Annotated in this window: 20 protein-coding genes and 1 tRNA gene; 17 read left to right on the forward strand and 4 right to left on the reverse strand. The window is 26.9% G+C overall.

The annotated features are described in order from the left end of the window. Positions 1-1,288: 1,288 nt before the first annotated feature. The 7 genes from AC0B4T_RS01490 (at position 1,289) to rpmE (ending at position 7,892) form a co-directional block, all read left to right on the forward strand. Positions 1,289-2,644 (forward strand): MATE family efflux transporter, encoded by a 1,356-nt coding sequence (locus AC0B4T_RS01490; protein ID WP_465102828.1) that lies wholly within the window; start codon positions 1,289-1,291, stop codon positions 2,642-2,644. 407 nt (positions 2,645-3,051) lie between these two features. Next, positions 3,052-3,402: a hypothetical protein gene (locus AC0B4T_RS01495; protein ID WP_465102829.1), complete on the forward strand. Its 351-nt coding sequence runs from the start codon at positions 3,052-3,054 to the stop codon at positions 3,400-3,402. A 94-nt stretch (positions 3,403-3,496) separates the two neighbouring features. Next, entirely contained in the window at positions 3,497-4,339 is an 843-nt protein-coding gene (locus AC0B4T_RS01500; protein WP_465102830.1) for a hypothetical protein, read from the forward strand. Positions 4,340-4,510: 171 nt separating this feature from the next. Continuing rightward, complete coding sequence (locus AC0B4T_RS01505) at positions 4,511-5,146, forward strand: hypothetical protein (protein ID WP_465102831.1); 636 nt, start codon at positions 4,511-4,513, stop codon at positions 5,144-5,146. Between the two features lie 325 nt (positions 5,147-5,471). Beyond that, positions 5,472-6,653: an IS3 family transposase gene (locus tag AC0B4T_RS01510; RefSeq protein WP_465102832.1), complete on the forward strand. Its 1,182-nt coding sequence runs from the start codon at positions 5,472-5,474 to the stop codon at positions 6,651-6,653. A gap of 410 nt (positions 6,654-7,063) precedes the next feature. Next, on the forward strand, positions 7,064-7,663 hold the full coding sequence (rpsD, locus tag AC0B4T_RS01515; protein WP_465101645.1) for a 30S ribosomal protein S4: 600 nt from the start codon (positions 7,064-7,066) through the stop codon (positions 7,661-7,663). 19 nt (positions 7,664-7,682) lie between these two features. Then, positions 7,683-7,892, forward strand: coding sequence for a 50S ribosomal protein L31 (gene rpmE / locus AC0B4T_RS01520; protein WP_465101644.1), 210 nt, complete (start codon positions 7,683-7,685; stop codon positions 7,890-7,892). A gap of 502 nt (positions 7,893-8,394) precedes the next feature. Here the strand turns inward: rpmE and AC0B4T_RS01525 are convergent. After that, on the reverse strand, positions 8,395-9,927 hold the full coding sequence (locus tag AC0B4T_RS01525; protein ID WP_465102833.1) for a transposase family protein: 1,533 nt from the start codon (positions 9,925-9,927) through the stop codon (positions 8,395-8,397). A 219-nt stretch (positions 9,928-10,146) separates the two neighbouring features. Here AC0B4T_RS01525 and glpO point away from each other — a divergent pair, with 219 nt between their 5' ends. From glpO to gpmI, 7 genes are all read left to right on the forward strand, one after another. After that, positions 10,147-11,301, forward strand: a complete 1,155-nt coding sequence (glpO, locus tag AC0B4T_RS01530; RefSeq protein WP_465102834.1) for a type 2 glycerol-3-phosphate oxidase — start codon at positions 10,147-10,149, stop codon at positions 11,299-11,301. 9 nt (positions 11,302-11,310) lie between these two features. Beyond that, entirely contained in the window at positions 11,311-12,828 is a 1,518-nt protein-coding gene (gene glpK / locus AC0B4T_RS01535) for a glycerol kinase GlpK (RefSeq protein WP_465102835.1), read from the forward strand. An 8-nt stretch (positions 12,829-12,836) separates the two neighbouring features. Next, on the forward strand, positions 12,837-13,583 hold the full coding sequence (locus tag AC0B4T_RS01540) for an MIP/aquaporin family protein (protein ID WP_465102452.1): 747 nt from the start codon (positions 12,837-12,839) through the stop codon (positions 13,581-13,583). A gap of 159 nt (positions 13,584-13,742) precedes the next feature. Next, positions 13,743-14,354: a dihydroxyacetone kinase subunit DhaL gene (gene dhaL / locus AC0B4T_RS01545; protein ID WP_465102836.1), complete on the forward strand. Its 612-nt coding sequence runs from the start codon at positions 13,743-13,745 to the stop codon at positions 14,352-14,354. Between the two features lie 3 nt (positions 14,355-14,357). Then, positions 14,358-14,753, forward strand: coding sequence for a PTS sugar transporter subunit IIA domain-containing protein (locus tag AC0B4T_RS01550; protein ID WP_465102837.1), 396 nt, complete (start codon positions 14,358-14,360; stop codon positions 14,751-14,753). Positions 14,754-14,918: 165 nt separating this feature from the next. Further along, positions 14,919-16,664, forward strand: a complete 1,746-nt coding sequence (locus AC0B4T_RS01555; protein WP_465102838.1) for a hypothetical protein — start codon at positions 14,919-14,921, stop codon at positions 16,662-16,664. A 112-nt stretch (positions 16,665-16,776) separates the two neighbouring features. Then, positions 16,777-18,282 (forward strand): 2,3-bisphosphoglycerate-independent phosphoglycerate mutase, encoded by a 1,506-nt coding sequence (gene gpmI / locus AC0B4T_RS01560; protein WP_465102839.1) that lies wholly within the window; start codon positions 16,777-16,779, stop codon positions 18,280-18,282. 132 nt (positions 18,283-18,414) lie between these two features. Here gpmI and AC0B4T_RS01565 read toward each other — a convergent pair whose 3' ends face one another. Beyond that, positions 18,415-19,008: a hypothetical protein gene (locus AC0B4T_RS01565; protein ID WP_465102840.1), complete on the reverse strand. Its 594-nt coding sequence runs from the start codon at positions 19,006-19,008 to the stop codon at positions 18,415-18,417. A gap of 291 nt (positions 19,009-19,299) precedes the next feature. Continuing rightward, positions 19,300-19,373: transfer RNA gene (locus tag AC0B4T_RS01570), tRNA-Trp, on the reverse strand. A 354-nt stretch (positions 19,374-19,727) separates the two neighbouring features. Between AC0B4T_RS01570 and AC0B4T_RS01575 the strand changes: the two genes are divergently transcribed. From AC0B4T_RS01575 to AC0B4T_RS01585, 3 genes are all read left to right on the forward strand, one after another. Then, a complete protein-coding gene (locus tag AC0B4T_RS01575; RefSeq protein WP_465102841.1) occupies positions 19,728-20,912 on the forward strand; it encodes an IS30 family transposase in 1,185 nt (394 codons plus the stop codon). Positions 20,913-21,157: 245 nt separating this feature from the next. Further along, a complete protein-coding gene (locus AC0B4T_RS01580; RefSeq protein WP_465102438.1) occupies positions 21,158-22,159 on the forward strand; it encodes an ECF transporter S component in 1,002 nt (333 codons plus the stop codon). Between the two features lie 3 nt (positions 22,160-22,162). Continuing rightward, positions 22,163-24,583 (forward strand): MAG1360 family OppF-related protein, encoded by a 2,421-nt coding sequence (locus tag AC0B4T_RS01585; RefSeq protein ID WP_465102842.1) that lies wholly within the window; start codon positions 22,163-22,165, stop codon positions 24,581-24,583. Positions 24,584-24,607: 24 nt separating this feature from the next. On the opposite strand, the gene AC0B4T_RS01590 is transcribed toward AC0B4T_RS01585, so the two are convergent. Continuing rightward, positions 24,608-25,903: a CNNM domain-containing protein gene (locus tag AC0B4T_RS01590; protein ID WP_465102843.1), complete on the reverse strand. Its 1,296-nt coding sequence runs from the start codon at positions 25,901-25,903 to the stop codon at positions 24,608-24,610. Positions 25,904-25,905 lie beyond the last annotated feature (2 nt).

Consider the following 25,905-nt stretch of genomic DNA (forward strand, 5'->3'; position numbering starts at 1 on the left):
ACCCATATGCAGATATTTATGCATATGGGTTTCTTCTTTAATTATCTTTTTTTTGGACGTTTGTTTTATTCCATTTATCAATGTTTAATAATTTATCTTTGTAAAATTATAGTGTCACCTAAATTTTACTAATTGATTTAGTACAACTTATGGGTCATTATAATGCTAGTGTGTTTTCTGTTTTTCTCATACATTTTTTATATATAATTTATGTTAAAATTAAAAGACAATTATTTTGTTAATATCTCGCTTGTGACTTTCCAAAAACAACAATATTATAATAGCAGAAATAAAAGAAATTATTTTATATAATATTAATATTATTATTTTACTTTTTAAACTAGTAAATAGATATTTTATTATTAGATCATAGACAAATATTAAAATGGCTGAATTTTTAGATAAATACTTTAATTGTATTAATGTATTTATATTGTACAATTTTAAAATTATTTATGGATAGGAGCTATAACTTGCAAAATTTTGAACCAGATTCTTTAAAATGATATTTCTTGGATAATTCATTAAATGACCCAAATTTATTAATAATATATAAATATTATTACGTAATATTAATAATTATGGTTCTATTACTTTTTGTTATTCAATTTTTTTATATGAATGAAAGGCACAAAACTATGAAAAAACAAAAGATTCCTTTTGTTCATATGTATAATTTGTTAAATGGATCCACTATGAAATTTTTTACGACTAACAAACTTAAAATAAAAGAAGATTACTTTAATTTTATGCTTTTATTGGTTTCAAAATATGATAAATATCTTCAGAATAGTATTTGAAAGAAAAAAATAAACATTTGATCAATTTTGTTATACCTTTATCATCTTTTTATGTACTTTTTTAATTGATATATTTGATGGGCTGTAACTAGTGATTATTATATAATTCATATTATCTTCACTTTAACTGTGCAAATATGTATAATTATTTCTGTATTTATTATTTATAAAACTAATAATAATAAGTGGCTCATTTCAAGTTATAAGAGTCAAAAAATAATTCAAGAATGGTGATTATTAAATAGAGAACTTCCTAGCAGCAATGATTTTCATAATAAATTCGCTGATCATTATATTAACCTATGTAGAAATAAACAAAATTTATATTTAAAAGATTTCACAATAAAAAATAAAAAGATAAAACTATATAAGGATATAAGCAATTACGATACTGAAATTTTTAAATCGCAAGAAGAATTTCTTAACTTTTTAATTATATTACCATTTGACAAACTTTATAAAAACAAGAAGAGTAAGGAGCCAATAATATGAAACTAAAAAAACATTTTATTAATTCTTTCGAAGTTATTCAAGCAATGGGTGCGCCCACGGCTATAAGCAATACAAACCAAAATACAGTTAATATTTATGAAAAGACTGCGCAAGACGATATTTCGAAAAGAATTGAACTTTCCAAAGTTAGAATATCTAAATTGGATATTACCACCTTGCAACAAACACTAAAAAATCCTATAGAATTAAAACAAATTTTAGCCAAAAATGAATTCACCGATGAGGATAGACAAAGGAACAGACAAATATTAAATATTATAAATAATATAGATTTGTCTAAAACAAAAATAAATATTAATGCGATAAAACTTAAGGTTTTATCTCATCCAATATTTATAGATGATAGATACGGGACTTTGGATAATAAAAAACGAGAAAGGCACGTAAGTGATAATAAACCAAAGTACAAAATTCCCACCCAGGTTAACACTGAGAAACAATGATATGTTAATAATGATGTTGAAATTAAAGATTTACAAACATCAAAATTGCTCCATATCATGTTACAAAAAACTTATGACACACTTAAACATAAGGAAGATTTAACTAAAAACTTAAAAGAAACTCAAGAAATTATTAAAAATATCGATATTGCAATTGTAGCATTAGCAACTGCTACAGTAATTTCAAGCTTCGCAGCAATTTTCTTTTGACCATTTGCAGGACTTAGTTTAGCTATTAGTGCAGTAATATTAGGTTTAAAACTAGGGAAAGACTATTTTATCAATAAAAATAATAGTACAAAACAAGCTTTAGGAGCTCTTGAATCCATAAAAAACACAAGCTTGTTGAATCATGCACCGGATGTTGCTCAAGGTGTCTTAAATGGTGTTTTATTCGGTAATGATCTTTTAAAATCAATTGGTTTAGTACACCTTGAAATATCTAAAACAACCACAAAATATTTATCATTAGTTAGCTTTATATATGATGCGCAATCCTTATCTAATTCAATTTATAGTTTATTAGAAACCGATAAAGAATTATCTAACATATACAGAGATATTTCTAATATCCAAAATTTACAAAATCAAAATAAAAAAGAATGAGCTGAATTTAAGAAATTAAATAAAATTGTAGTTATTTCTGAATCTTTGCAAAATAAATCGTATAAAGATGGTGGAACTGGAGGTACAAACAAACTTTTTAAACGTTTAATTGATGGTAAAATCTTCACACGTAAAGAAATGCTTGAGATGAGTAAATATAAATTAGATATGTATAACCTTATCAAAGTTAAGCGCACTGTTACTAAAAATAACAAAACACATACATATGAATATATTCGTAGCAAATATAGTAATAAAACCTTAAAGGATAATCTAGGTTAATAATGATAACCATTGGACTTACAATTACATATTTAATTTTGCTTTTACTTGGATTTTTATGGTATATATTTTTAAATATTTATAAAAAGCGTGTTAATAAGTTAGGTTTAGTTTTTTATAATTTAGTTTTTATAAGTTTTGAAGAAACTCAAAATTATTTTTTGGAAAACAAAATAAAGCTTGACGATTGGTTTTTTAGCGCTTTGAAAGATATCCATGATAAGTATGGATTAGATTTTCAAAAAAAAGCACGGGCATGGAATCATATTTTCTGATTATCAATTATTTTTTGAGTTTCGATACCCTTATTTTCTCGTGTATTTTTTTATATTTTTCCAACACTTGGGGTGTCAGTCTTTTACGGGATGCCTGTTTATTTGATTAGCCAGATTTTCTTTTTTTTATTTATGTTAAATATTGCTGGTATTTATTCAAAATACAAAATAATAGTACTTACTAAATGAGATAACATTGATAATTGGAGATTAAAAAATAAGGAATTTACAGATAATAATTACATTACCCAAGAGGAATTAAGGGCACTTTATAACAAAAAGTGTAAAGATTTTAAAAAGTATAAAATTACGAACATTAAACGACCATTAATATATGTAAATGCAAAAATAGATTATGAAAAAACTGATAAAAAAATCTTTGATACACCTGAAAAATACTTATATTTCATTTTAATCTTACCTTATAACGTGTTTAAAATCAATTTTAAAAAAACTACACATAATTTTATTAAAGAGCTTTAATTTATATTTTAAAACTATATGTAAAATTTTACGTATAGTTTTAACACTATCTATAGTTATAACTAAATTTGCTATAATAAATAAAAGGGGGATAATGTTCACAAAAAAAATATTTAAAATGCATAAAGAGGGTTTTAACAACCTTAATTCATATGACTTTCTTAATTTTATAAATAACCCGCCTTTATGGTATCTTATATTAATTATTGTAGTACTTTTTACTTTAACAATCATTTATGCTTATTTAAAACAAACTATACGAAAAAAACAAAATTTACCATTAATTTATATTCATAATATTTTAAATGGAAAAACTAAAAATTTTTTTATACAAAATAAAATAAAAATTACTAATGAATTTTTTGATAAGATGGAATTGCTAGTGAAAAATTATGAAAATACAATAACATATACCAAAGAATGACGTGAAAGATTTAGACCTACAGGATTATTTGTAATAATTTTCTTTTTTGCTATGATTCCGATGATTTTAAATTTAACTGTAACGCATGACTTTTACACCATTAAATTACTAATATTTTTCCCATCTACATTTACTTATATTTCTTTGTCTTTTATTATAGCTAAATATCATACTAATCCTTTAATCATTGGTAGTCAAAATATTCAAAGCATTATAAATGAGTGAAAAGAGCAAAACAAAAATTTTAATGAATCTCGTAATATAATTAATTTATTTAATATGATGAAAATAGACCTTGAGCAACACAAAAAATTAATTTATAAAGATAATAATAATAAAAGTATTAGATTTGAAACGAATTGAAAAACATATAATAAATTCATTTTTGAAAATCCAGAAGAATGATCTTATTTTAAATTATTATTGCCGTGAAATAGTATTTATAAAGATAAAACAAACCAAAAACCTTTTTGAATTATAAAGGGTGAAGATTCAGCTGGTAAAATATGTTAAATTTAGTTAATAAAATATGACTAGTATTTTATTAATAAGGATGAGGAAAATATGTTTTACACAACGTTTTTTATTACATGAATTTTTGTTTTATTAATATGGCTTTGTTTCCAGACATGATTTATTTTTTTTATTAAAAAGTTTTATAAACTACAAATTTTTCATGGTAATTTGTTATTTATTGCAAAAGGAAAAACAGCTGAATATTACATAAAAAACGAGATTAAATTAGAAGATGGTTTTTTTGAAATCATCATAAGGATTTATAATAAATATTTTTTAAGAACTAAGTTATATGCTATAGCTTTTACTTTATGTTTGGCTTTTTATCTTATTCTTTCAATTTTTTTTCTTGGTTTTACTGATTATTTAGTGAATATATTAAGAGAATTATCATACCCTTATGTCTTAATGATTTTTATTTATTTATTTTGTTTCTGTATTACACTTAGCGGCTTATTATTTTACTTTAAAACTATTTGATATTTTACTAAGCTTGAAAAACTTAGCCTTAAAAAGGTGCAAGAGTGGCAAAACTTAAATACTCTATATAATGATAATAAAAAAATAAGTTTTGATAGTTTTGGAAATATAACTAACTTTAAAAAGCCAATACGATTCTTTATCTTATCTGCAACAGAATCTTCGCTTATATTTTTACAAAAATTCGATCCTATGAACTATGATAAAGAAATTTTTGATAACCAAGAGCAATATATTTATTTTCTGAATATTCTACCTTATGATGATATTAAACTTAATTTTAAAAAAATAGAAAATAATTTAATAGCTGAACTTTTAAAGTAATATTGTAGATATAAAAGAAAAATAATAGAAAATAAAAGCTCCAAAAAGTCAACATGACAATGTTGACTTTTTTTTTACCTCTTTTTTAGCATCAACAATACTTTTAAATATTGATATTTAATTCAGAATAATTTGCTAACTGAATCTAGTATATTGAAGGACAAACTAATATTTATAATAACTTAATGGACATTAACAAGATACATAACATTTTTATCTTAAAATGCATTGTTTAAAGCCGGACAGAAAAGTTAACATGTAAATGTTAGCTTTTCTGTTACCATTCGTTGGTACCAACGAAGAATTTTTTTTGAAAGGATAAATTATGTCAAGACATTTAAAGAAAGAAGAATTTGCAAAAATATATGAAGAATATCAAAAATCAGGTTTCCCAGGTGCTTTCCAAGCTATTTACCAAATATCACCAGAAACAAAAAACTTACAAAGAAATAGTGTAAAAGTTGGAATTAATAAAATAATTAAGTATTATAATTTAGGTATGGAAGACTTATTGCAGACAAAGAAAGGTGAAAGCCGCAAAAAAGGAAGCGGCAAACCTAAGACGAAAAGAGAACCAAATTGAGATATTTTTGATCGTGATGATTTGTTACAAATAGCTAAAAGATATTATGAAATTACCAACGAATTACCAAAAAGTAAGAAAGTTATTGAATCTAAAAGTTTTAGTATAAGTTATGTTAAGCTTGCAGAAGTTTTTGGCATTTCTAGACAAACAATTTCTAAAACTCAAAATATTAAAATTGCACAAAAACTCCCTAAATATAGTGATGTAATCGAAAAATCGTTCGCAGAAACAAAGTCAAGATATGGAAGGTTAAAACTAAGTGTTTACATATCTCAAAAATACAAAATAGATATAAACGAACGTTCATTAGGGAGATATATGAACCTTTTAGGCCTAAAATGTAAGCTTAGACAAAAATCAAAACGAAAAGAAATTAAAAATGTATCTTCACAAATTGATAACTTCGTAAATCGTGATTATAACGATCAAAACAATCGAAATATTTATGCAACTGATGTTTCATATATAAAAGCGCCAAAAGATGTGTTAGAATCACACGTTTATTTGTCTGCAATTTTGTCTCATAAAACTAAACAAATTATTGGTTTTAAATTATCAAAAAGTAATAATCTAGAACTAGTTTTAGACAATTTAAATTCATTAAAGCAATACAAATTCAAAAATTTTATCATTCACTCAGATCATGGATTTCAATATACACATCATCAATATATTAAAGAAGTTAAAAATCTTGGTGGTATTATTTCGTTATCAAGAGTCGGAAATTCTCTTGATAATCGAGAAATTGAATATTGGTTTGGAATCATTAAAACTGAATTATTAAATGATTTAGATTATTCAAAAATAACATTTAATGAACTTAATGATATGATACAAGAATATGTAATTTGGTACAATAATGACCGAATTCAATCAAACTTAAACTGAAAAACTCCACAGCAATTTGCTATGGAATTATAAATAACTAAAATGTTAAATTTTGCTGTCCATGTTTAGTTCACAAAATAAAACAAGGATTCATTTAGAAAGAAAATCTTAAAAATAAAAAATTTATACATTGTGGCAATGCTTTAATATGACTAAAATATTGTAATATTCATCATGGCTTTAAATACTATATTTTGAAATATAACTTTTGTACAAAAACACACTAAAAAACATATTAGAAATATTTATATAAACTATAAATTATGTTATAATAGCAAAGCATTATAACAGCAGCTTATTATAGCTTAAGGGTAAACCTAATTTTAACGTTTTTATTTTGTTAGTAAAGAAGCTGAATTTAATTGAACACATTAAGTTAAAATTAATTTAAGATAGAAATAAGCCCTCTTAAAATAGTGCACAATAAGAAAAGAGGAATAAATATGTCAAGATATACAGGACCTGTATTTAAAAAATCTCGTCGTTTAGGTTTTTCTATCCTTGAAAGTGGCAAAGAATTTGCTAAAGGTAAGAAAAGAACATATGCTCCTGGACAACACGGGAATAAAAGAGTTAAATTATCAGATTACGGATTACACTTATATGAAAAACAAAAAGTTAAACATCTATTTGGTGTAAGCGAAAAACAATTACGTAAAACCTTCCAAAAGGCTATTAAATTAAAAGGTGTTACAGGTACTAACTTACTTCAACTTTTAGAAGTTCGTTTAGATAACTTAGTTTATAGAGCAGGATTTGCTTCAACTAGAAGACAAGCTCGTCAATTAGTTAACCATGGACACTTTACTTTAAATGGAAAAAAGGCTAACATTCCATCAATTTTAGTTTCACTTGGTGATTCAATTGAGTTAAAAGAAAAATCACGTAACAACAAGCAAATTACAGAATCATTGGCAACTAATCAAGCAGCTGCTTGATTAACAAGAAAAGACTTTGTGTTTAAATTAGATAGATTACCAGAAAGAACTGAAATTCATCAAGAAATTAAAGATGCCTTGATTGTTGAGTTCTATTCTAAATAATAACTAAGTAAGGAATCTAATGAAAAAAAATCTTCACCCAGAATATCACGAAGTTCAAATTGCTTGTTCAACATGTGCTACTAAATTTACTTTTAAATCAGTTAGAAAAAACTTTTCAGTTGATGTTTGTTCAGGATGTCATGCTGTCTTTACTGGAAATAGAACCCAAGTAAAAGCTACCGGAAGAATTGATAAATTTAACAGACGTTTACAAAAAATGTCTAAATAATATAAACTAGCATAAGCTAGTTTTTTATTTTAATGTTTGTAATTAAAATACAAATAGTTTTATTTACAATATCAAGGAAATATATTAAAATGCTCAATTTTCTCTGTAGAATAACTACTTTTTTGCACTACTTTTTTTAATTTTTTGCCCATTCTGTTGGGGTTAATCATTTTTTTATTTTTTGATTTATATTATGGATTCCTTTGTTGCAAAAAAAAGATAACGAAAAAACAAAGAAAAAAATTTTTTTCTTCTTTGGCAACTAAATTGGAAAATTTATATATTTTTTGATGTTTTTACTGTCTAAAAAATTAAGATATAATTATGTATATTATTAAATTAACTATAAAATTTCAAAATGAAACAAAAAGATTTTTAAACCCCCCGCCCTTGATTGCAATCAAGGGAGCCTTACTTTTGAAAAAGTAAGCAAAACTTCCAGAAAACACGTGCCCGTGTTTTCTATTTTTATTATTCTCTTTTTTATTAAAAAATATTAAAATTAATATGCATCAATTTTTATTTCATCATTGATGCTTCTGTGTAATGTTCGAAGTATCTCTAAATACTCAGCCATAATCTTATTGGCTTCAAGGTTATTTCCTTGTGCATTCACAGAGACACTATTAAACTTTGAGATGTATAATTCAAGAGTTTTAAAAAATGAGTTTGTTTTCTTATGGATAAATGCTAGTTTTCCAACGGCAGGGATAGAATAATCTAAACCTTTCTCAAGAGCTCACATTTCTGTAAAGCTTAGATATTTTCCATTAGGTTCTTTGGCAAAGTATTTTTTTCCATTATATTTAAAATACAAATTATCATCAGAACAATGTACTAACACAACATCAGAATTATAAGGAAATATAATCCTTTTGTCATGCATATCGAAAGCTGCAAGGTTTTTACCTTGGTATCTAACAACACCATTTAAAACTTTTCTATTAATCTCTAAATCAACGGCTCAATTGCCGTTTTTCTTTCCTTCTTTTTGAAAGACATTATGTTTAGAAATTATTTTTTTATTCCTCGTGTTGTAATAATTTTGAAATACTTCGTTATTTTGCTTTAAATCATTAATATCTTTATATCCGTTTTCATGAATTAATAATGGGTATTGATCTAATGATGTTCTAAAAGATCTCTCAACGTGAGGTTTATGTTTGGGATTAGATGAACTGAGTACTTCTATTCCTTTTTTATTTAAATCTTTTTCAAAAATTGTTTGTGTGTTTTCGTTTCCCCAAAAAGTTCTTCTTTTATCAGTATAAATTTTCTTTGGAAATCCATATTTCTTAAATACTATTTCTAACAGTCTTTGATATCCTAATGTTGTTTCTTGTTCTTCAAATCATGCTGCTAATAATGTTCCAGTGGCAACATCAATTGCATGATAAAGATAGAATGGTTTATTATTTTTTAAATATGGTTCAAGCTGAGCATCGATTTCAACAATTTCACCAAATTCTAAATTTTTCTTTAGACCCAAAATTTGTCTTTGTTTTTCATTTTGTTTAATTTGTTTATAATATTTTTTTAATAGCAATGTTGTCTCTTGTGAAGTTTTCTTCTTTGATAATTTTGCTATTTTTCTTCCTCTTTTGGTTGTATGTATATTAAATAATCCTAATTGGTTGAATCTTCTTACTAAAGTTTTGTAAGAAATTTTTTGCCTTATAAAATAACCATATTCTGAATAATAATAACTTTTAAACGAAAGTTGGTTATTTGTTAGAACACTGTTTAAAATAATTTCACATGTTTTTAAATAATCTTTAAACACTAATTCAATTTCTGAATCGGTAACTTTGCAACTTCTTTGTTGATTTTTATTTTTATGACTGATGTCAATTTCTTGATTACTTTTTATTATTTTTTTATATCTTTTTACAGTTGATACACTAAGGTTTGTAATTAAACTAAGTTGAGATAAAGATTTTTCAATATTAGCAGCAATTAATATGAGAGATTGCTGTTTTTTTAGTTCGTAGTTTGTTAAGTTTTTGTACTTATCTATGTTATGTTTGATTCTCATAAATAATTTATACCATATTTTAATTAAATTAGTTCATTTTCCAAGGGATTTATATATGGACCTAAATAGTTGTCATTGGACACAATATCAAGGAAATATATTAAAATGCTCAATTTTCTCATAAACCTAATATAATTTAATTGTATGTATTCGAATTTCAATTAATCATAACTAACATACATACACCTATTTTAAATATTTTAAATTATATGGAGATATATGCAACAAAAATATGACATAGTTATTATTGGTGGAGGAATTATTGGATCAGTGATTGCTTATGAACTATCACAATATAAACTCAAAACCATTTTACTAGAAAGAAATCCGCTTTTTGCGGACGAAACATCAAAAGGTAATTCTGGAGCAATTCATGGTGGCTTTGACCCTGAACCACACAAACTTGAAGCTCGTTTAAATGTTTTAGGAAACCAGCTTTGACGTGAAAAAATCTTTAAGGACTTAGAATTTCCAAGAGTACAAGCTGATTCATTAATTTTAGCCTTTAACGAAGAAGAAATGCAACACGTTCATATGCTGTATGAAAGAGGTTTAACTAATAAAGTTCCACAAGAATACTTAAAAATAATTGATAGAGATGAAGTATTAAGACGTGAACCAAATGTTAATCCTAAAGTAGTTGGAGCCTTACTTTGTACTAGTTCTTGGGCAATTGATCCAGTTAGAGCTAGTTATGCTTTTTTAGGAGCTAGTGAGCAAAATGGAACAACTTTAAGCAAAAATTCTGAAGTAGTTAATATTCAATATCAAAATGATGAATTTACTATAACATTAAAAAATGGAACAATTTTAAGATCTGATGTTGTGATTAATGCAGCAGGACATTATGCTGATGTATTGGCTGAAAAAGCAGGATATGGAGATTTTAAACAAAAAACCCGCCGCGGGGAATACCGGATTTTAAGCCGAAGTGAAGCAGGTATTGTTAAATCAATTTGCTTTAAAGTGCCAACTATCCATGGAAAAGGTGTAATTGTTGCTCCTATGTTAGATGGAAGAATCTTAGTAGGTCCTACTGCACAAGAAAATGTACCAAAAGATGAAACGAGACTTGTAACAAAAGAAAAATTTGATTATATTGGTCAAATTGGTACTGAAATAATTCCAAGTTTACGAATTGACAAAACTGAGCTTACATTAGCTGGTTCAAGGCCAATTGACATTGAAACTAATGATTTTGTAATTAGGTCAGCGAAAGATAATAAAAAGTTTATTAATGCTGCTGGAATGCAATCACCAGCTATTGCCTCTGCTCCTGCCATTGCACTCGAAATAGTGAAATTAGTTCAAGAAGCAGGAATTATCTTAGAAAAAAACCCAAACTATAATCCAAAATTTAAAATTCAATTTTAAGGAGTTTAAATGAACAATAAATACGTTATTACACTTGATTCAGGAACGACATCATGTCGTACACTTGTAATTAATCACCAAGGGCAAATTGTGGCAAGTAGCCAAGTTGAATTTGATCAACATTTTCCAAAATCTGGGTGAGTAGAACATGACCCCATTCAAATTTGGAATGTGCAACTTTCAACTATGCAATCTGCAAAGCATAAAGCAAAAATTAAATCTCATGACATCGTTGCCCTTGGCATCACCAACCAACGTGAAACTGTAGTTTTATGAGATAAAGAAACAGGTTTACCAGTATACAATGCAATTGTATGGCAAGACCGTCGTACAAGTGATTATTGTGAGACATTATTAGACACTGAGTGAGCTCAAAAAATCACAGATAAAACAGGACTAATTATTAACCCTTACTTTAGTGGTACAAAAATTAGATGAATTTTACAAAATGTTCCTGAAGCTAAGGAAAAATTAGCTGAAGGAAAACTATTAGCAGGTACCATAGATACTTGATTAATCTGAAAATTAACTGATGGAAAAGTACATGCCACAGATGTTTCAAATGCCTCAAGAACTATGTTATACAATATTCATACTCTAGATTGAGATCAAGAAATTTTAGATCTTTTTGAAATTCCTAAATCAATCTTACCAGAAGTAAAATCTTCATCAGAACACTATGGAATTGTAACCCCAACTTTATGGTCAAATAAAGCGCTTGGTGAAGTACCAATTACCGGTGTAGCTGGCGATCAACAATCAGCTTTATTTGGTCAAATGTGCACGGAAGTAGGAATGGTAAAAAATACTTATGGAACAGGATGTTTTACATTAGTAAATACCGGTACTACTGCTATTAAATCACAAAATAAATTATTAACAACTATTGCTTGAAAACTTGGTAATCAGCCAACAGTTTATGCATTAGAAGGTTCAGTTTTTATTGCTGGAGCAGCAATTCAATGATTAAGAGATTCAATTAGAATAATTTATAATTCAGCTGAATCAGATTTCTTTGCCTCATTAGTAAATGATGATCAAAGAGTTTATGTAGTGCCTTCATTTACAGGGCTTGGTGCACCATATTGAGATTCAAATTCACGTGGAGCTATTTTTGGTTTAGAACGTGGAACTAAACGTGAACATTTAGTTAAAGCAACGCTTGATTCAATTGCTTACCAATCAAATGATTTAATTCAAGCAATGCAAAAAGATTTAGGTAAACCAATCATTCAATTAAAAGTAGATGGTGGAGCATCAAAATCAAATTACTTAATGCAATTCCAAGCATCTATTTCGAATGTAAAAGTAGAAAGACCTTCAAATACTGAAACTACAGGACTAGGTGCTTCATACCTTGCTGGTTTAGCTGTGGGGTATTGAAAGAGTATTGAAGAAGTTAAAAAACTTAACCAACCAGATAGGGTTTTTGAACCTAATTTAACTAAACAAGAAACAGATAAGCTCCTTAAAGGATGAGAATTATCTGTTAAGAAAACTTTAAATTGAACTAAAGATTTAGAATAGGAAAATGTATGTTATATTTATCAGAATTTATTGGAACGATGCTTCTTATTATTCTTGGTAATGGTGTAGTGTACAGCGTTTCAGGAAAACGTATGTTTGCTAATCAGCCAGGAAAATGAATCGTTATTGCACTTGCATGAGGTTTAGCTGTGCTTGTTGCGGCTACTGTTGGTGTTGCAATGGGAGGACCTGCTCATTTAAACCCAGCGGTGACAATCTTTTCGCTAGTTTCAAATAGTTTTAAAAATGCCAAAGAACTAGCTTATATTCCATTGCAAATTTTAGGTGCAATGGTTGGACAAATCATTCTTAACTTTATTAATTGAAAACATATTCAAGAAACTGACCTTGGTTCAGTACGGGGAGCTCACTGCACTGGTCCAGCTTACGATAATTTCAAAGAAAAAGCGGCTATCTTTAACTTTGCATATGAATTAGTTGGAACACTTTTATTAGTTGGTGTTATTTTAGCTTTAGGAAGCAAGAACCTTATTACTTTTGGATGAGCTCAAGGTCCATTACCTGTTGCATTATTAGTTATGGTAATTGGAATGTCACTTGGATCATCAACAGGTTATGCAATTAACCCAGCCAGGGACTTAGGACCTAGAATTGTTTATTTATTAATGGAAAAAACAGTCTTAGCACCACGTAAAAAAGAACATGTTGGAGCTAACTGATCATACTCATGAGTACCAGTTGCAGCACCAATGCTTGGTGGAATATTAATTGGTGCAATTGCGCTTGCAGTTTAACAAAAATAAGATAAAATTAAATTTGTGCATTTTACCCTGCACAAATTTATTCATGTTTAGAGGAAAAATCAATGTCTTTTATTTATAAAAATTTAAATTTTAAGACATAAAGTCTATACGTGAAAGTTATTACTTATATGATAGAACAGAGGTTAAATTTTGAAGATAAATTTATCTAAAGCAAAAATGATCATTAAGTCAATTCATCAAGAATTGACTGATCAATTAGATTATATTACACAATTAGATCTAGTAACAGGCGATGGGGACCATGGATCTAATATTTTAAGAGGTTTTGATGCTTGCATCGAACTTGATGCAAGCAATCAAACTTTAGAAAGCTACTTTGCTAGCCTTGGTAAAATGTTAATGACAAAGGTGGGCGGCGCAAGTGGTCCTTTATATGGAATGTCATTTTTAAATGCTTCGAAAGCTTTTGCTAACTTAGAATTTATTTCATGAGATGCATTTAAAAACTTTACAAAAAGCTTTGCAAATACTTTAGAAACTTTAGGAAAAGTAAAATTAAATGATAAAACAATGTATGATATTTGAAGACCTTTTAGCATAAAAGTATTTGAATATAATGATTTTGATTCAAAGCTAAAAACTGATTTATTAGCATACTTAGAAAACCTTGTTGAAGCAACTAAAGATATGGTTGCTTCGCGGGGAAGAGCTGCTTATTTAAAAGGTCATTCAACAGGATCTATTGATCCTGGTGCATACACCACAGCAATTATTTTAAAAAACTTTGTAAGGGAATTTTAAACTATGGTTAAAGCTAGATTATTTATTTTAATTAGTCATTATCAAAAATTAGCATTAACACTAGCTGAATATTTAACTAAGATGTTGCCTCTTAACAGCGAGTTTGTTAGAATTGAAGCATTGGGTGGTGTAAATAATGGCCAAGAATTAGGTACAGAACCAATGCAAATTTATGAATTAATTCAAGTTAATCCAGAATTTGAGGAAATTTTTATTTTTTCTGACCTTGGTTCAGCTACTTTGGGAGCTGAGTCAATAGCAATGCTTTTACCAGATAAAAAGATTCATGTTGCTAAAGGAGCATTTGTGGAAAATACCTTTGGAGCATATGTTTTAGCTAATTCTGGTGCAGGTTTTGATGAAATAGTTCAAGCTTCCCATGAACCATTAGCTAAATAATATAAAAAATAAACATCATAACTAAATTTGATGTTTATTTTTCTATTTTTTGCTTTTTGGCTTTATTTTTTTTTTTTTTTGTTTTAAAAAAATTTAATATAATTTATATGTTAGTTTGAAAAATCTTAATAAATTTAAATAATTTAAAAGTAAACAGGAGTACAAATGACAAAAAAACAATGAATATTATTAGGTGGTGGGCTTGCTTTAGGTGCAGCAGTAGTAACTACTGCAACTATTATTGCGGTTACTAGCACAAATAAAACTAATACCCAAACAAACCCACAACCTGAACAACAATTTACAGTAAATAACAATTTAATTTTAAGTAAAACTGTAAGTTCTTTAACAACAAATGATGAATCAGCTCTTAATGCAGCCTTATCAGCATTTGCATCTTTATCACCAGAGAACCAAGCTAACTTGGTTAGTGAAAAAGTTAAGTTAGATCAATTAAAATACCAAATGGCTGATTTAAAGAAATTAGAATCATTTAGAGCAACTCATAAAACAATTTTAGCTAAAACTAAATCTAATGTTACTGTTGCTGATCGTAGCCTTGTTGAAGCTGGATATACAGCTTATTATTCTATCTTAGGCGAAGTTTCTGATGCTACAACTAAATTAGCTGCTGAAAAAACTAAGTTAGATGATTTATCAGCAAAAATTAGAGAATTAGAAACCGAACAAAATAAGAGCCAAGCATATACTAATGAAGCTGATGAATTCAAAAGAGTTAATGCTAAAATACTTGCTAAAACAAAAGCAAACATTGCAATTAGCGATAAAAACGAAGTGGATTTTGCAATTAATTGATATGATGGTTTCGCAGCATCAATTAAAAGTATGTTAACAAACGAACATACCAGATTGCAAGAATTAAAAACCCAAATTGCAACTTTAGAACAAGAATCTAAATATCGCGAAGATCATAGTGTTATTTTAAAAGAAACTGAAGAAGGTTTAATTTTAAAACTCAAAGACCTAGTATCTTCAGCCCTTAGCGATTATGAAGCATTAAATGCCGATAATAAAACAAAGCTTACTAGTGAAAAACTATTATTAGAAAAATTAAGTTCCCAAGTTACTAAACTTGAAACCTTAAAAGCAGAAGTAACTAGTGCTTACCAAACTAGAATTTTAATCCAAGAGAAAAAACAAGAGTTTGAAACAAATGTTAATGACGATAAAACCTTGGTTCAATATAATGAGCTTAAAGATTCAATTGAACCTTACTTAACATCAATTTATGAAACTACCAAACAAAAAATAACTAGTGAGCTAGGAGATACACCCGAAGCTAAAGAATTATTAACTAAAGCTGAAGAAATTAATAAAAAACCATCTTGAAATGATCAGGAAATGAAAGATCTTGAAAAAGAGGTGGAGAAAGCTAAGGAAAAACAAAATAGTCAAGAGCATAAACTAATTCAAGATGTTATGCTTAAAAAACCAACAATTGATCAAGAAAAAAATGAAATTCTATTTTATTTAAATTACGGAACTGATGGATCAAAGATCCAAGAATTTGCAAATAAATTTGTTAAAGTAAAAGTGGTTATAAATCAAAATAATGAAGAATTCGTTCAAGAGACTACACGGTCAATTAAAAATCCGAAGTTAGAAAGCGGTGATTTAGTAGAAAGACTTAAGATTAGATCTGGAACTAAAGTAGACCTTGGTAAATGAAAAGAGGATAAAAATCAAAAAACTGAGACTAATAGTCAACCTTTAGAAAGTAAAAATGGTACAGATAGAAATCAATCTACTAATGCTACTAATGCTCAGTTCACTGCAACTATTTACTTTAAAGACCAAGATGACAAAGAGTATCTATACGAAGTTATAACTCATAATCCAGAAACTAAATCAGACCAACAAGGAGCTGCTGCTGCTGCTGCTGCTGCATAAGATATGCTAATAAATTTTCTAAAATAACGGATTTAGTCCGTTATTTTTAATCATATTTTTATTTTTTTAGTATAATGTAAATTATTTAAAATTTATATTATCAAGGAGAAATTTGAAAAAAATTGTTTTAATTGTTATTGATGGTTTAGGTCTTAGAAAACAAACCCAAGGCAACGGCTTTGCGCTAGCTAAGACTCCAACATTTGACCATCTCTTTACAACTTACCCTAATTCTATTATTCAAGCTTCAGGAGATGCCGTGGGGTTACCTGAAGGTCAAATGGGTAATTCAGAAGTAGGTCATTTAAATATTGGTGCTGGAACTATTGTTTATACCGGATTATCATTAATTAAAAAAGCTTTAGCTGATGGAACTTACAAAGACACTAAAGCTTTTGTTGATGTTTTTCAAGATGTTTTGAAAAATAATACCACATTACATTTAATGGGATTATTATCACCTGGCGGTGTTCACTCATTAGAAGATCATTTATTTGAGTTATTACATGCTGCATATAATTATGGACTTAAAAAAGTCTCAGTTCATGTCTTTGGTGATGGTAGGGATGTAGCACCTCGCTCAATTAAAGAATCATTAAGTAAATTACAATTAATTTGTGATAAATACGGTTATAAAATAGCATCAATTTCTGGTAGATTTTATGCTATGGATCGAGATAAAATGTTTGATAGAGTATTTCAAGCTTATGATGCTATTTTGGGAAATGCAAAAGTAAGTTATATTGATCCTGTAACTTATGTTCAGGATCAATATAAACAAGAGATCTCTGATGAATTCTTTATTCCAGCTATTAACCAAACTTTAAACCAAGATTATTTTGTTAAAGATTATGACTCAATTATTTTCTTTAACTTTAGACCAGACAGGGCACGTCAACTAACCCATTTATTTATTAATTCAAACTTATATGATGTTAAAGCGCCAAAGCAAGTAAAAATTAATAAATTTACTTCAATGATGAAGTATGAAGGCTTAGATACATTAATTGCTTTTAGTGAAATGGATATTCCAATGCCAATTGGAAAAGTTTTAGAATTAGAAAATAAAAGTCAGCTAAGAATTGCAGAAACCCAAAAATATGCACATGTAACTTTCTTTATGGATGGGGGAAAAGATATTGAGTTTAAAAACTCAAAGCGTATTATGGTCGATTCTTTAAAAGTTGAATCTTATGCAAAAGCTCCCCATATGTCAGCAGAAGGAATTACTGATAAACTGCTTGAAAATGCTTTAAATTATGATTTAACGATTATGAACTATGCAAACCCTGATATGGTTGGTCATACTGGCGATCTACAGGCTACTATTAAAGCTATTGAATTTTTAGATACTCAATTTGCTCGTATCATAGAATGAGCAAATAAAAACAATGTAACTGTTTTTATTACAGCTGATCATGGTAATGCTGAAATTACAGAAGATGAACAGGGCAATCCAGCTACGAAACATACCAGCAGCCCCGTTATGTTAATTTGTAGTGATAAAAGCATCAAACTAAAAAATGGTATTTTGGCTAATATTGCACCGACAGTTCTAGATTATATGGGTATTAGAAAACCAAATGAAATGGACCAGGATTCATTATTAATTAAGTAGTAAAAAAGATAGATTTTAAAAATCTATCTTTTTTAATATTGAACAAATAAATTAATTTAGTTCATAGTTGAACATGATATTATAGATATGAAAAATCCGACATCTAAATGTCGACTTTTTGTTTAATTTAATCTATGATTTTTGCCCGTGATCTCAAACAACTTTTTCCCCAGTATCAATGTTAAGCAATGATATGGTTCAGCTTTTTGGATATAGCTTTGTCTTTGTGTTTGTGTTTGTGAAAGTTGTTTTAACTTTTAGGACGTAGTCGCTTCCTTCAGTTTTAATTCCTCAAGTAGCATCACTATAGTTGAAGATTTGTTTAGTCTCAGTTAAAATATCTCCATCTGCGGCAGTGATTTGAATTTCAAAATGTGTATATTTTTTTTGTAGTTCTTGTATTTTGTTATTATCAGTAACTAACTTAAATTTCCATTCTTGCCTAGTTGATTCAAATTCAGGTTTTGCTATTAATACAGACTCAATAAACTCTCTTTTTGCTTTTAATTCCCCAGCATTTTCCTTAGCTTTCTCCACCTCTTTTTCAAGATCTTTCATTTCCTGATCATTTCAAGATGGTTTTTTATTAATTTCTTCAGCTTTAGTTAATAATTCTTTAGCTTCGGGTGTATCTCCTAGCTCACTAGTTATTTTTTGTTTGGTAGTTTCATAAATTGATGTTAAGTAAGGTTCAATTGAATCTTTAAGCTCATTATATTGAACCAAGGTTTTATCGTCATTAACATTTGTTTCAAACTCTTGTTTTTTCTCTTGGATTAAAATTCTAGTTTGGTAAGCACTAGTTACTTCTGCTTTTAAGGTTTCAAGTTTAGTAACTTGGGAACTTAATTTTTCTAATAATAGTTTTTCACTAGTAAGCTTTGTTTTATTATCGGCATTTAATGCTTCATAATCGCTAAGGGCTGAAGATACTAGGTCTTTGAGTTAATAATATAAAAAAAGATAGATTTAATTCTATCTTTTTAAAATTAAGAATAAAAAACTTATTGTATTATATGGCGGGGGTTAAAGGAATCGAACCCTTACTTGCAGTTTTGGAGACTGTAGCACTGCCATTATACTAAACCCCCGTTTACTAATATAATTATATACTATTATTATAAATTTAATAATAGTATTTTATTTGCTGCTTGATATTATATATATTTATCAGAAAGTGTTTTAATAATATATTTAACTATATATTATCTTTAATTTACATATAAAACGAGTTGAGATTGTTAATTTTCATTTTAAAAATCATAATAATATCTAAATATTCGTGTTTTACACATTTGATAACTATTAATAAACTAATTTAATTTAGCATATTAATTGGAAATGTCACATGCAAGTTTTTTGCATGTGACATTGTTTTTGTCTGCCTTGTAATAAAATAGTTGTATTAATAATTTTTCAAAAAATAAAGGAGACCTTAAAATTATATGAAAAATTTAGAAAAATATATTTGTGTTTTTGACAAATATCGAAAAGAAAATAAATATCAACATTTTAAAATCGAAGAGAATTATAATACTATTTTGAAAATGCAAGGAGCTCTTGAGTCGCAACGAAAATTACGAGCAAACCAAATCGATCTAGAACAACTTTATAATATTTTACAAGAACTTTCTGATGGCTTCTCAATCCAAGAAGTAGCCAAGATTTTTGATAGAGACATTCGAAGTATAAAAAGCAAAATCGAAATTATTACAAATCGCAGACCACTTAGTTTAGATAAACAAAATCGCTATGTTTGTCCTAAGTGTTCAAAAAGAGTAATGCGTGTTAAAACCCTTAATTTTACCAAGTTATACGAACATTTATTAGGCTATTCATTTTCGCGACTCTTTTTTGTAAGTGATGCAATTAAAGAGAAATGAAAGGCCTACAGAAAATATTGGTATAGTGAACTTAATACATACAATAAAAATAGAAATAAAAAGAATTTGCAGCAAAAAGAAGTTAAGAAATCAGTTACCTATCTTGTTAATTGTTTTAAAAAATTATCCCCTGATGAATTTGCTCCCTCACCTAGTACAATTTATAAAATAATTAAAAAATACCCTTATTTCCTTGAATTTGACCACATTGTTAAAAAATCTGAAGGAAAATATGGCATAAGGAAGAAAAAACAAACCAAACCTAAAACATTAAAATATGCAACAGAAATTTCGAAACGTCCAGCTTATATTAATGATCGCTCTGAACACGGCCATTTTGAATTAGACACCGTTATTGGTAAAATCAATGATACATATTGTATTGTGACGATAATTGAACGGCAAACCAGAATGTCTTATGCTATGCTCTCAAAACGCAACTCCAAAGCTATAAAACAAACTCTTCTAAAACTAATCAAGAAACATAACTTAGACATTAAAACTTTAACTGTTGATAATGGTAGTGAGAATGTCTTATTGCACCAGGTAATTCCAACTGAAAGATTATTTAAATGCCAACCATATAGTTCATGACAAAAAGGTTCAATAGAAAATATGCACCGCTTAATTAGGTATTACATTCCCAAAGGAAAAAGCTTAGATAAATACTCTCAGCAAGAAATTGATTATATGATGGATAAAATAAATAACTATCGGCAAGTTGTAAGGCAATATAATATAACCTAAGAAATTTTTAATCCCCCGCCTTTGATTGCAATCAAAGGGGCCTTACTTTTGGCAAAAGTAAGCAAAACCGACGAGAAAACACTGCCGTGTTTTCTGTTTTCGCATACATTTTTTATGTAAAATTTATGTTAAAATTAAAAGACAATTATTTTGTTAATATCTCGCAAGTGACTTTTCCAAAAAACAATTTAATTTAGCAATTAATACTAACATAAATTTTTACAACAAAATGGTATAATATGAGCATGAAAAAAGTGTCTAATAAAATCTTGAAATTTAATTTAAATGACATATCATTTTTTCCAAGGTGAACCTTAAAAAAAATGGCCTTTGTTTCAATTTTAATTGCAATATCGGTAAGTTTTTCGATTGTGGTTGTACAAATTATGCCATTTGTCATTATTCCTTCTTTTAAGATTGGTTTTATTAGTTTACCAATAAAAATAACCGGATTTATTTTTGGACCTTGGACAGGATTATTCGTTGGGTTAATTAGTGATTTTTTATCTATCTTATTTGTCCCCCCCGTGGGTTATAATTTACTCTATACAGTAGCTGCTGGCGTTAATGGATTTATTCCGGGAGTTTTTAGTGTTTACTTCTTATACTTTTTAAAAGAGGCTTTTGAATCTAATTATGCTAAAGATAAATTAAATAAAAAAATTAACTTGCTTGGAGTAAAATACCAAAAAGCAGTTTTGGATAATGACCAAGATAAAATTAATAAATATTCTTTATTAATTTTAAAATATGACCAAAAGATTCAGAATATTATTAATAATAAAAGTCAAAAAACTTTAATGAATGTGAATTTATTTGTTTCGCTTGCTTTTTTAATTTTATCTTTAGGAATTGTCTTATCAATTGTGTTTTATTCTCCGCAACGTGTTATTGATCGTTCATTTATTAAGGATAAAAATATTTTACTTGCTTTAATGTCGTTTGGTTCGTTAACAATGGTAGTTTTTGTAATCTTTGGTAGATTTAAATTTAAACCAAAGTTTTACAATGTTTTATTACCAATCATTTCTTTTAGTGCAATTTTGGAATTAGCAAATTTACCAATTTTATCATATGCTGACTTATATTCATTTGGTGGATCTAACAAAGAAGATGTGTTTGTTTGATTAACTCAACATGTTCTACTCAGCCCAATTAAAATTTATTTCAATATTTTTGTAATTTATTTTGCATATTTAATTATTAGTGGATTAATTAACAAAAATTCTGAATTATCATATAAATAAACAATGCAAGATAAAAATTTATTAATTATTTCAAATATCTTTGCTAAACCCAAAAAAAGTAAATTTTGAATTTCTAAATTTCAAGATAAAAATTTAGAACATGATATTTATATTCCTGAAATTTATTTAGATAAAAAAGCTACAGGGTTTTTAATTCCCTACCAAAATAAAAATTTGACTTTTGATAAATTAAAAAAGCTTTTAACCAAAGATCAAAAATCAAATATTTTTTTATATTCATATGACCATGACTTACAAACTTACCAAAGCCATAAAGATCATTATAAACACCTTGCCTACTTAGATTTAAATAATTTATCTTTACAACAAACAACTAAAAACTCGTTTTATTTATTTTGAAAACAATGTATTAAAATTACAAAGCAAGAACTTGCGAACAAAAGCAAAAATATTTTTGACACAAAATATTCCTTAAATACTAAAAATTACTTATTTCCTAAAATATACTTTTTCGCTAATCAATTGCAAGCTACAGGGAAAGAATTTAAACGTTTACTAGATTTATTTATTGAAAGACATAATTATAAAAATAAAGCATCTTTAAATATTGATTTAATGCTTAATGATGCTTTTGCTTGAATTAAGAATTATGAAGAAGAACTAACAGATTTATTTATTGAATTTTTTAGAGAGTTAAATCTTAGTTCACAAAAATTATTTCATGATTTAGAAAGTAATGAATTATTTTTCCAAGAGCTAAAAATATTGAAATATACCAAAGACATTTTTTACATTAGAAAAATTCATAATAAAACCTTGCTCCATGTGTATAATGATTTTAAAATAAAAGCTCTTGATCAAGAACTTAAAGCTATTAAAAAATATCACTTAGCTCTTAAAATTAAAAACCAAAAGTTTATTAGTACTATTATTAAAAAGCAAAAAGAAAAATTAAGAATTATTAGAAATTATCTTAAAAACACAAATAATAATAATTTTCAAGCAAAATTTGATTTATATAAAAATAAATATTTAACAAATAATATTATAAATTTTTGAACTAAAAATAAATCACATTTTGAATATTTAGAAGAGGATTTAATTTTTGATTTAGATAATCTAGTTAATGAAGAACTTAATTCATTCTTCGAAAAAATTCCATTTATTCCTAGTTCAAACAAATTTAATTTTTATAAACAAATTAAATTATTAAAAGAGAGTATTAGGTATGAACTTAATATTAACTTTACCAATTTTTATAATATCTCTTTAAATAATAAAAATAAGATTAATAATATTATTCAAAAATTAGAAAAATATAAAAAACAAGCTCAAAACTCGTTTTTAGTAAAACAAAAAAAATATAAAGATAATAATCATATTTTACATTTAGCTGAACAAATAAAAACTAAGAATGCTCAATTAGTATGGGAACAACGTAAAGCATTAGAATTATTCAAAAAAAAATTAGAAGCACGTGAACTAAAATTAGTACGTATTTTAAAAAATTTAAAAAGTTTTCAAAATCTCACTAATAGATTTTACAAATATCTATCTAAACTTGCTTTTGCTTTGAAACTTGATCAAAAACAAAGTAACTTGTTAGATGAAATTAAATCTAAGAGATATTTAAATCACATTGTTAACTTTAGTTTTTACTTTTTTGATAAAATAGCTAATTTTATACTTTCTAAATATAAAGCTAATTATACATTTAAAGAATTATATTTTTCAATTTTAAAATTTATTGAAGTTTATAGGTCGCTTGGATTAAATTTATCTGATTATTTTATTGATTGTAATTTATTACCAACCTTAAATTTATTTAAATTAAATTTAGGGTTTCAATCATTAAAAAAACCTAGATTCATATTTATTAATGATCTTGAGATAAGCGAAAATAATGATTATAAGGATCAAATCCAAAACATTTTAATAAACCTTGCAAAAGTTTATAATTTTAATTATGTTTTTATATCTCATGATTTTAAATATTTAACTAAATATTACCCAGAAATTTATGTTTTTAATGACTATACCCTGTTAGAACTTGGGTATACCCAAAATATTCTTGCTAATCCAATTAATCCAACTGTGAAAAGTTTAATTATTAGTAATCATATAGATTATTCACAAGATAATCATTCCAAAGCTAATTTTATTAATTTTAGTTTTTTTAGAATAACTAAGGATGAATATCATTATATTTTTATTAATTGATCTAACTTTATTTTGTGAACATTAAAAACAGTAAATATGCAAGAAGGATCTGAAGATGATGTTCAAGATTCTGAATTATATAATGCTGTTATAGAACTAGATTTTTCAATTGATCAAATAGAAAATATGCCAAGTTTATATTACTTAGAAAACAACCGAGATTTATTGAAAGATTATTGGGCATGGTTAATTAAAGATAGAAATGATAATTTTAACATTTTTATTAATGACTTAAATTATTAAAAAATTCGGTTTTAAAACCGAATTTTATAATTTTGTTATTTCGATAACAGGGGTTTTTTGCTTGCTTTGACTTTCTATTACCTTAAAAGCTATCGTTTCATCTAATACAAAACGAGAATTTTTGTACAGTTTTGGTTTATTAATTTTATTAGTCAATCACTGGTATAAATACATGTCTAATTCATTTTCGTTAAGTAAGTCTTCATCAATTTCTAATTGTTTAAAAACTTTGCTCATTTTAACGTCTTCATTAATTCGTGCTCGTTCTAATGATATTTCATAGATTTTATGATCATCGTCATATTCATCATATATTTCACCTACTATTTCTTCAATAATATCTTCAATGGTAATAATACCAATAATATTTGATGAAGAATTATTTTCAACTACAAATGCCATTTGGGCACGTTCGGCTCGCATTTTTTCTAGTGCGCTTGATAAAATTGAATTAGCTGACACATTTGGTACTCTTTTAATATAATTCATAATTTTCCCCCGTTGCAAGTGAAAAATGTCTTTTAATAATAAAATACCTATTAATTGACCACCATGCATAACAGGCAAACGCGAATAATTTGTTTCTTTGAAAATCTCATGCGCTTCTTTCACAGATGATCTAAAACTAATAGATGTAACATCTTTTAGTTTTATATAGTGAGAAGACACCTTAGTTGAGTCTAAGTCTAAGGCTTTTTGTGCTAACATGCTTTCGCCTGCTTGCAGAACTCCTTCTTCTTGGGCTAAGTTAATAATACTTTTTAGATCTTCTTCAGAATTAGTTACATAAACCCTTGTTGTTAGTTTTGAAAAAGGCCATGTAAGAATTCAAAAAATTCAAAAGTTAACATCAATATACCAACTAAAGAATTGTAAGTATTTTTTGGGATTTTTCTTTGCAATCAATTTGGGAGTAATTTCGCCAAATAAAACCAACAAAGGAGTTACTAAACAAATTGAGATAATTAACCGGCTTGTTTCATTAGTTAGTAATAATCCTAGCATATAAGATGTTAAAGTGGCAGAAGCTACATTAACTAAATTATTGGCTATTAAGATAGTTGTTAAGATGCGATTAAATCTTTTATGGTGTTTTTCAATGAGTTTAGATGATTTTTCATTATTTTCTTTCATTTCATGAATTTTAACCGCAGATAATGATGAATATGCTGTTTCACAACCACTATAAATTGCACTTAATAAAAATAAGAGTAATAGCCCAACGATAATACCTACAAAAAGTGGAATATTTAAGGTAGGTAGGTTGGTTAAAGTGGATGTTGCTTGTTGAGTTGAGGCATACCTCGAGTATATGTCCATGA

This window comes from Mycoplasma sp. 10961 (genome assembly GCF_055523525.1).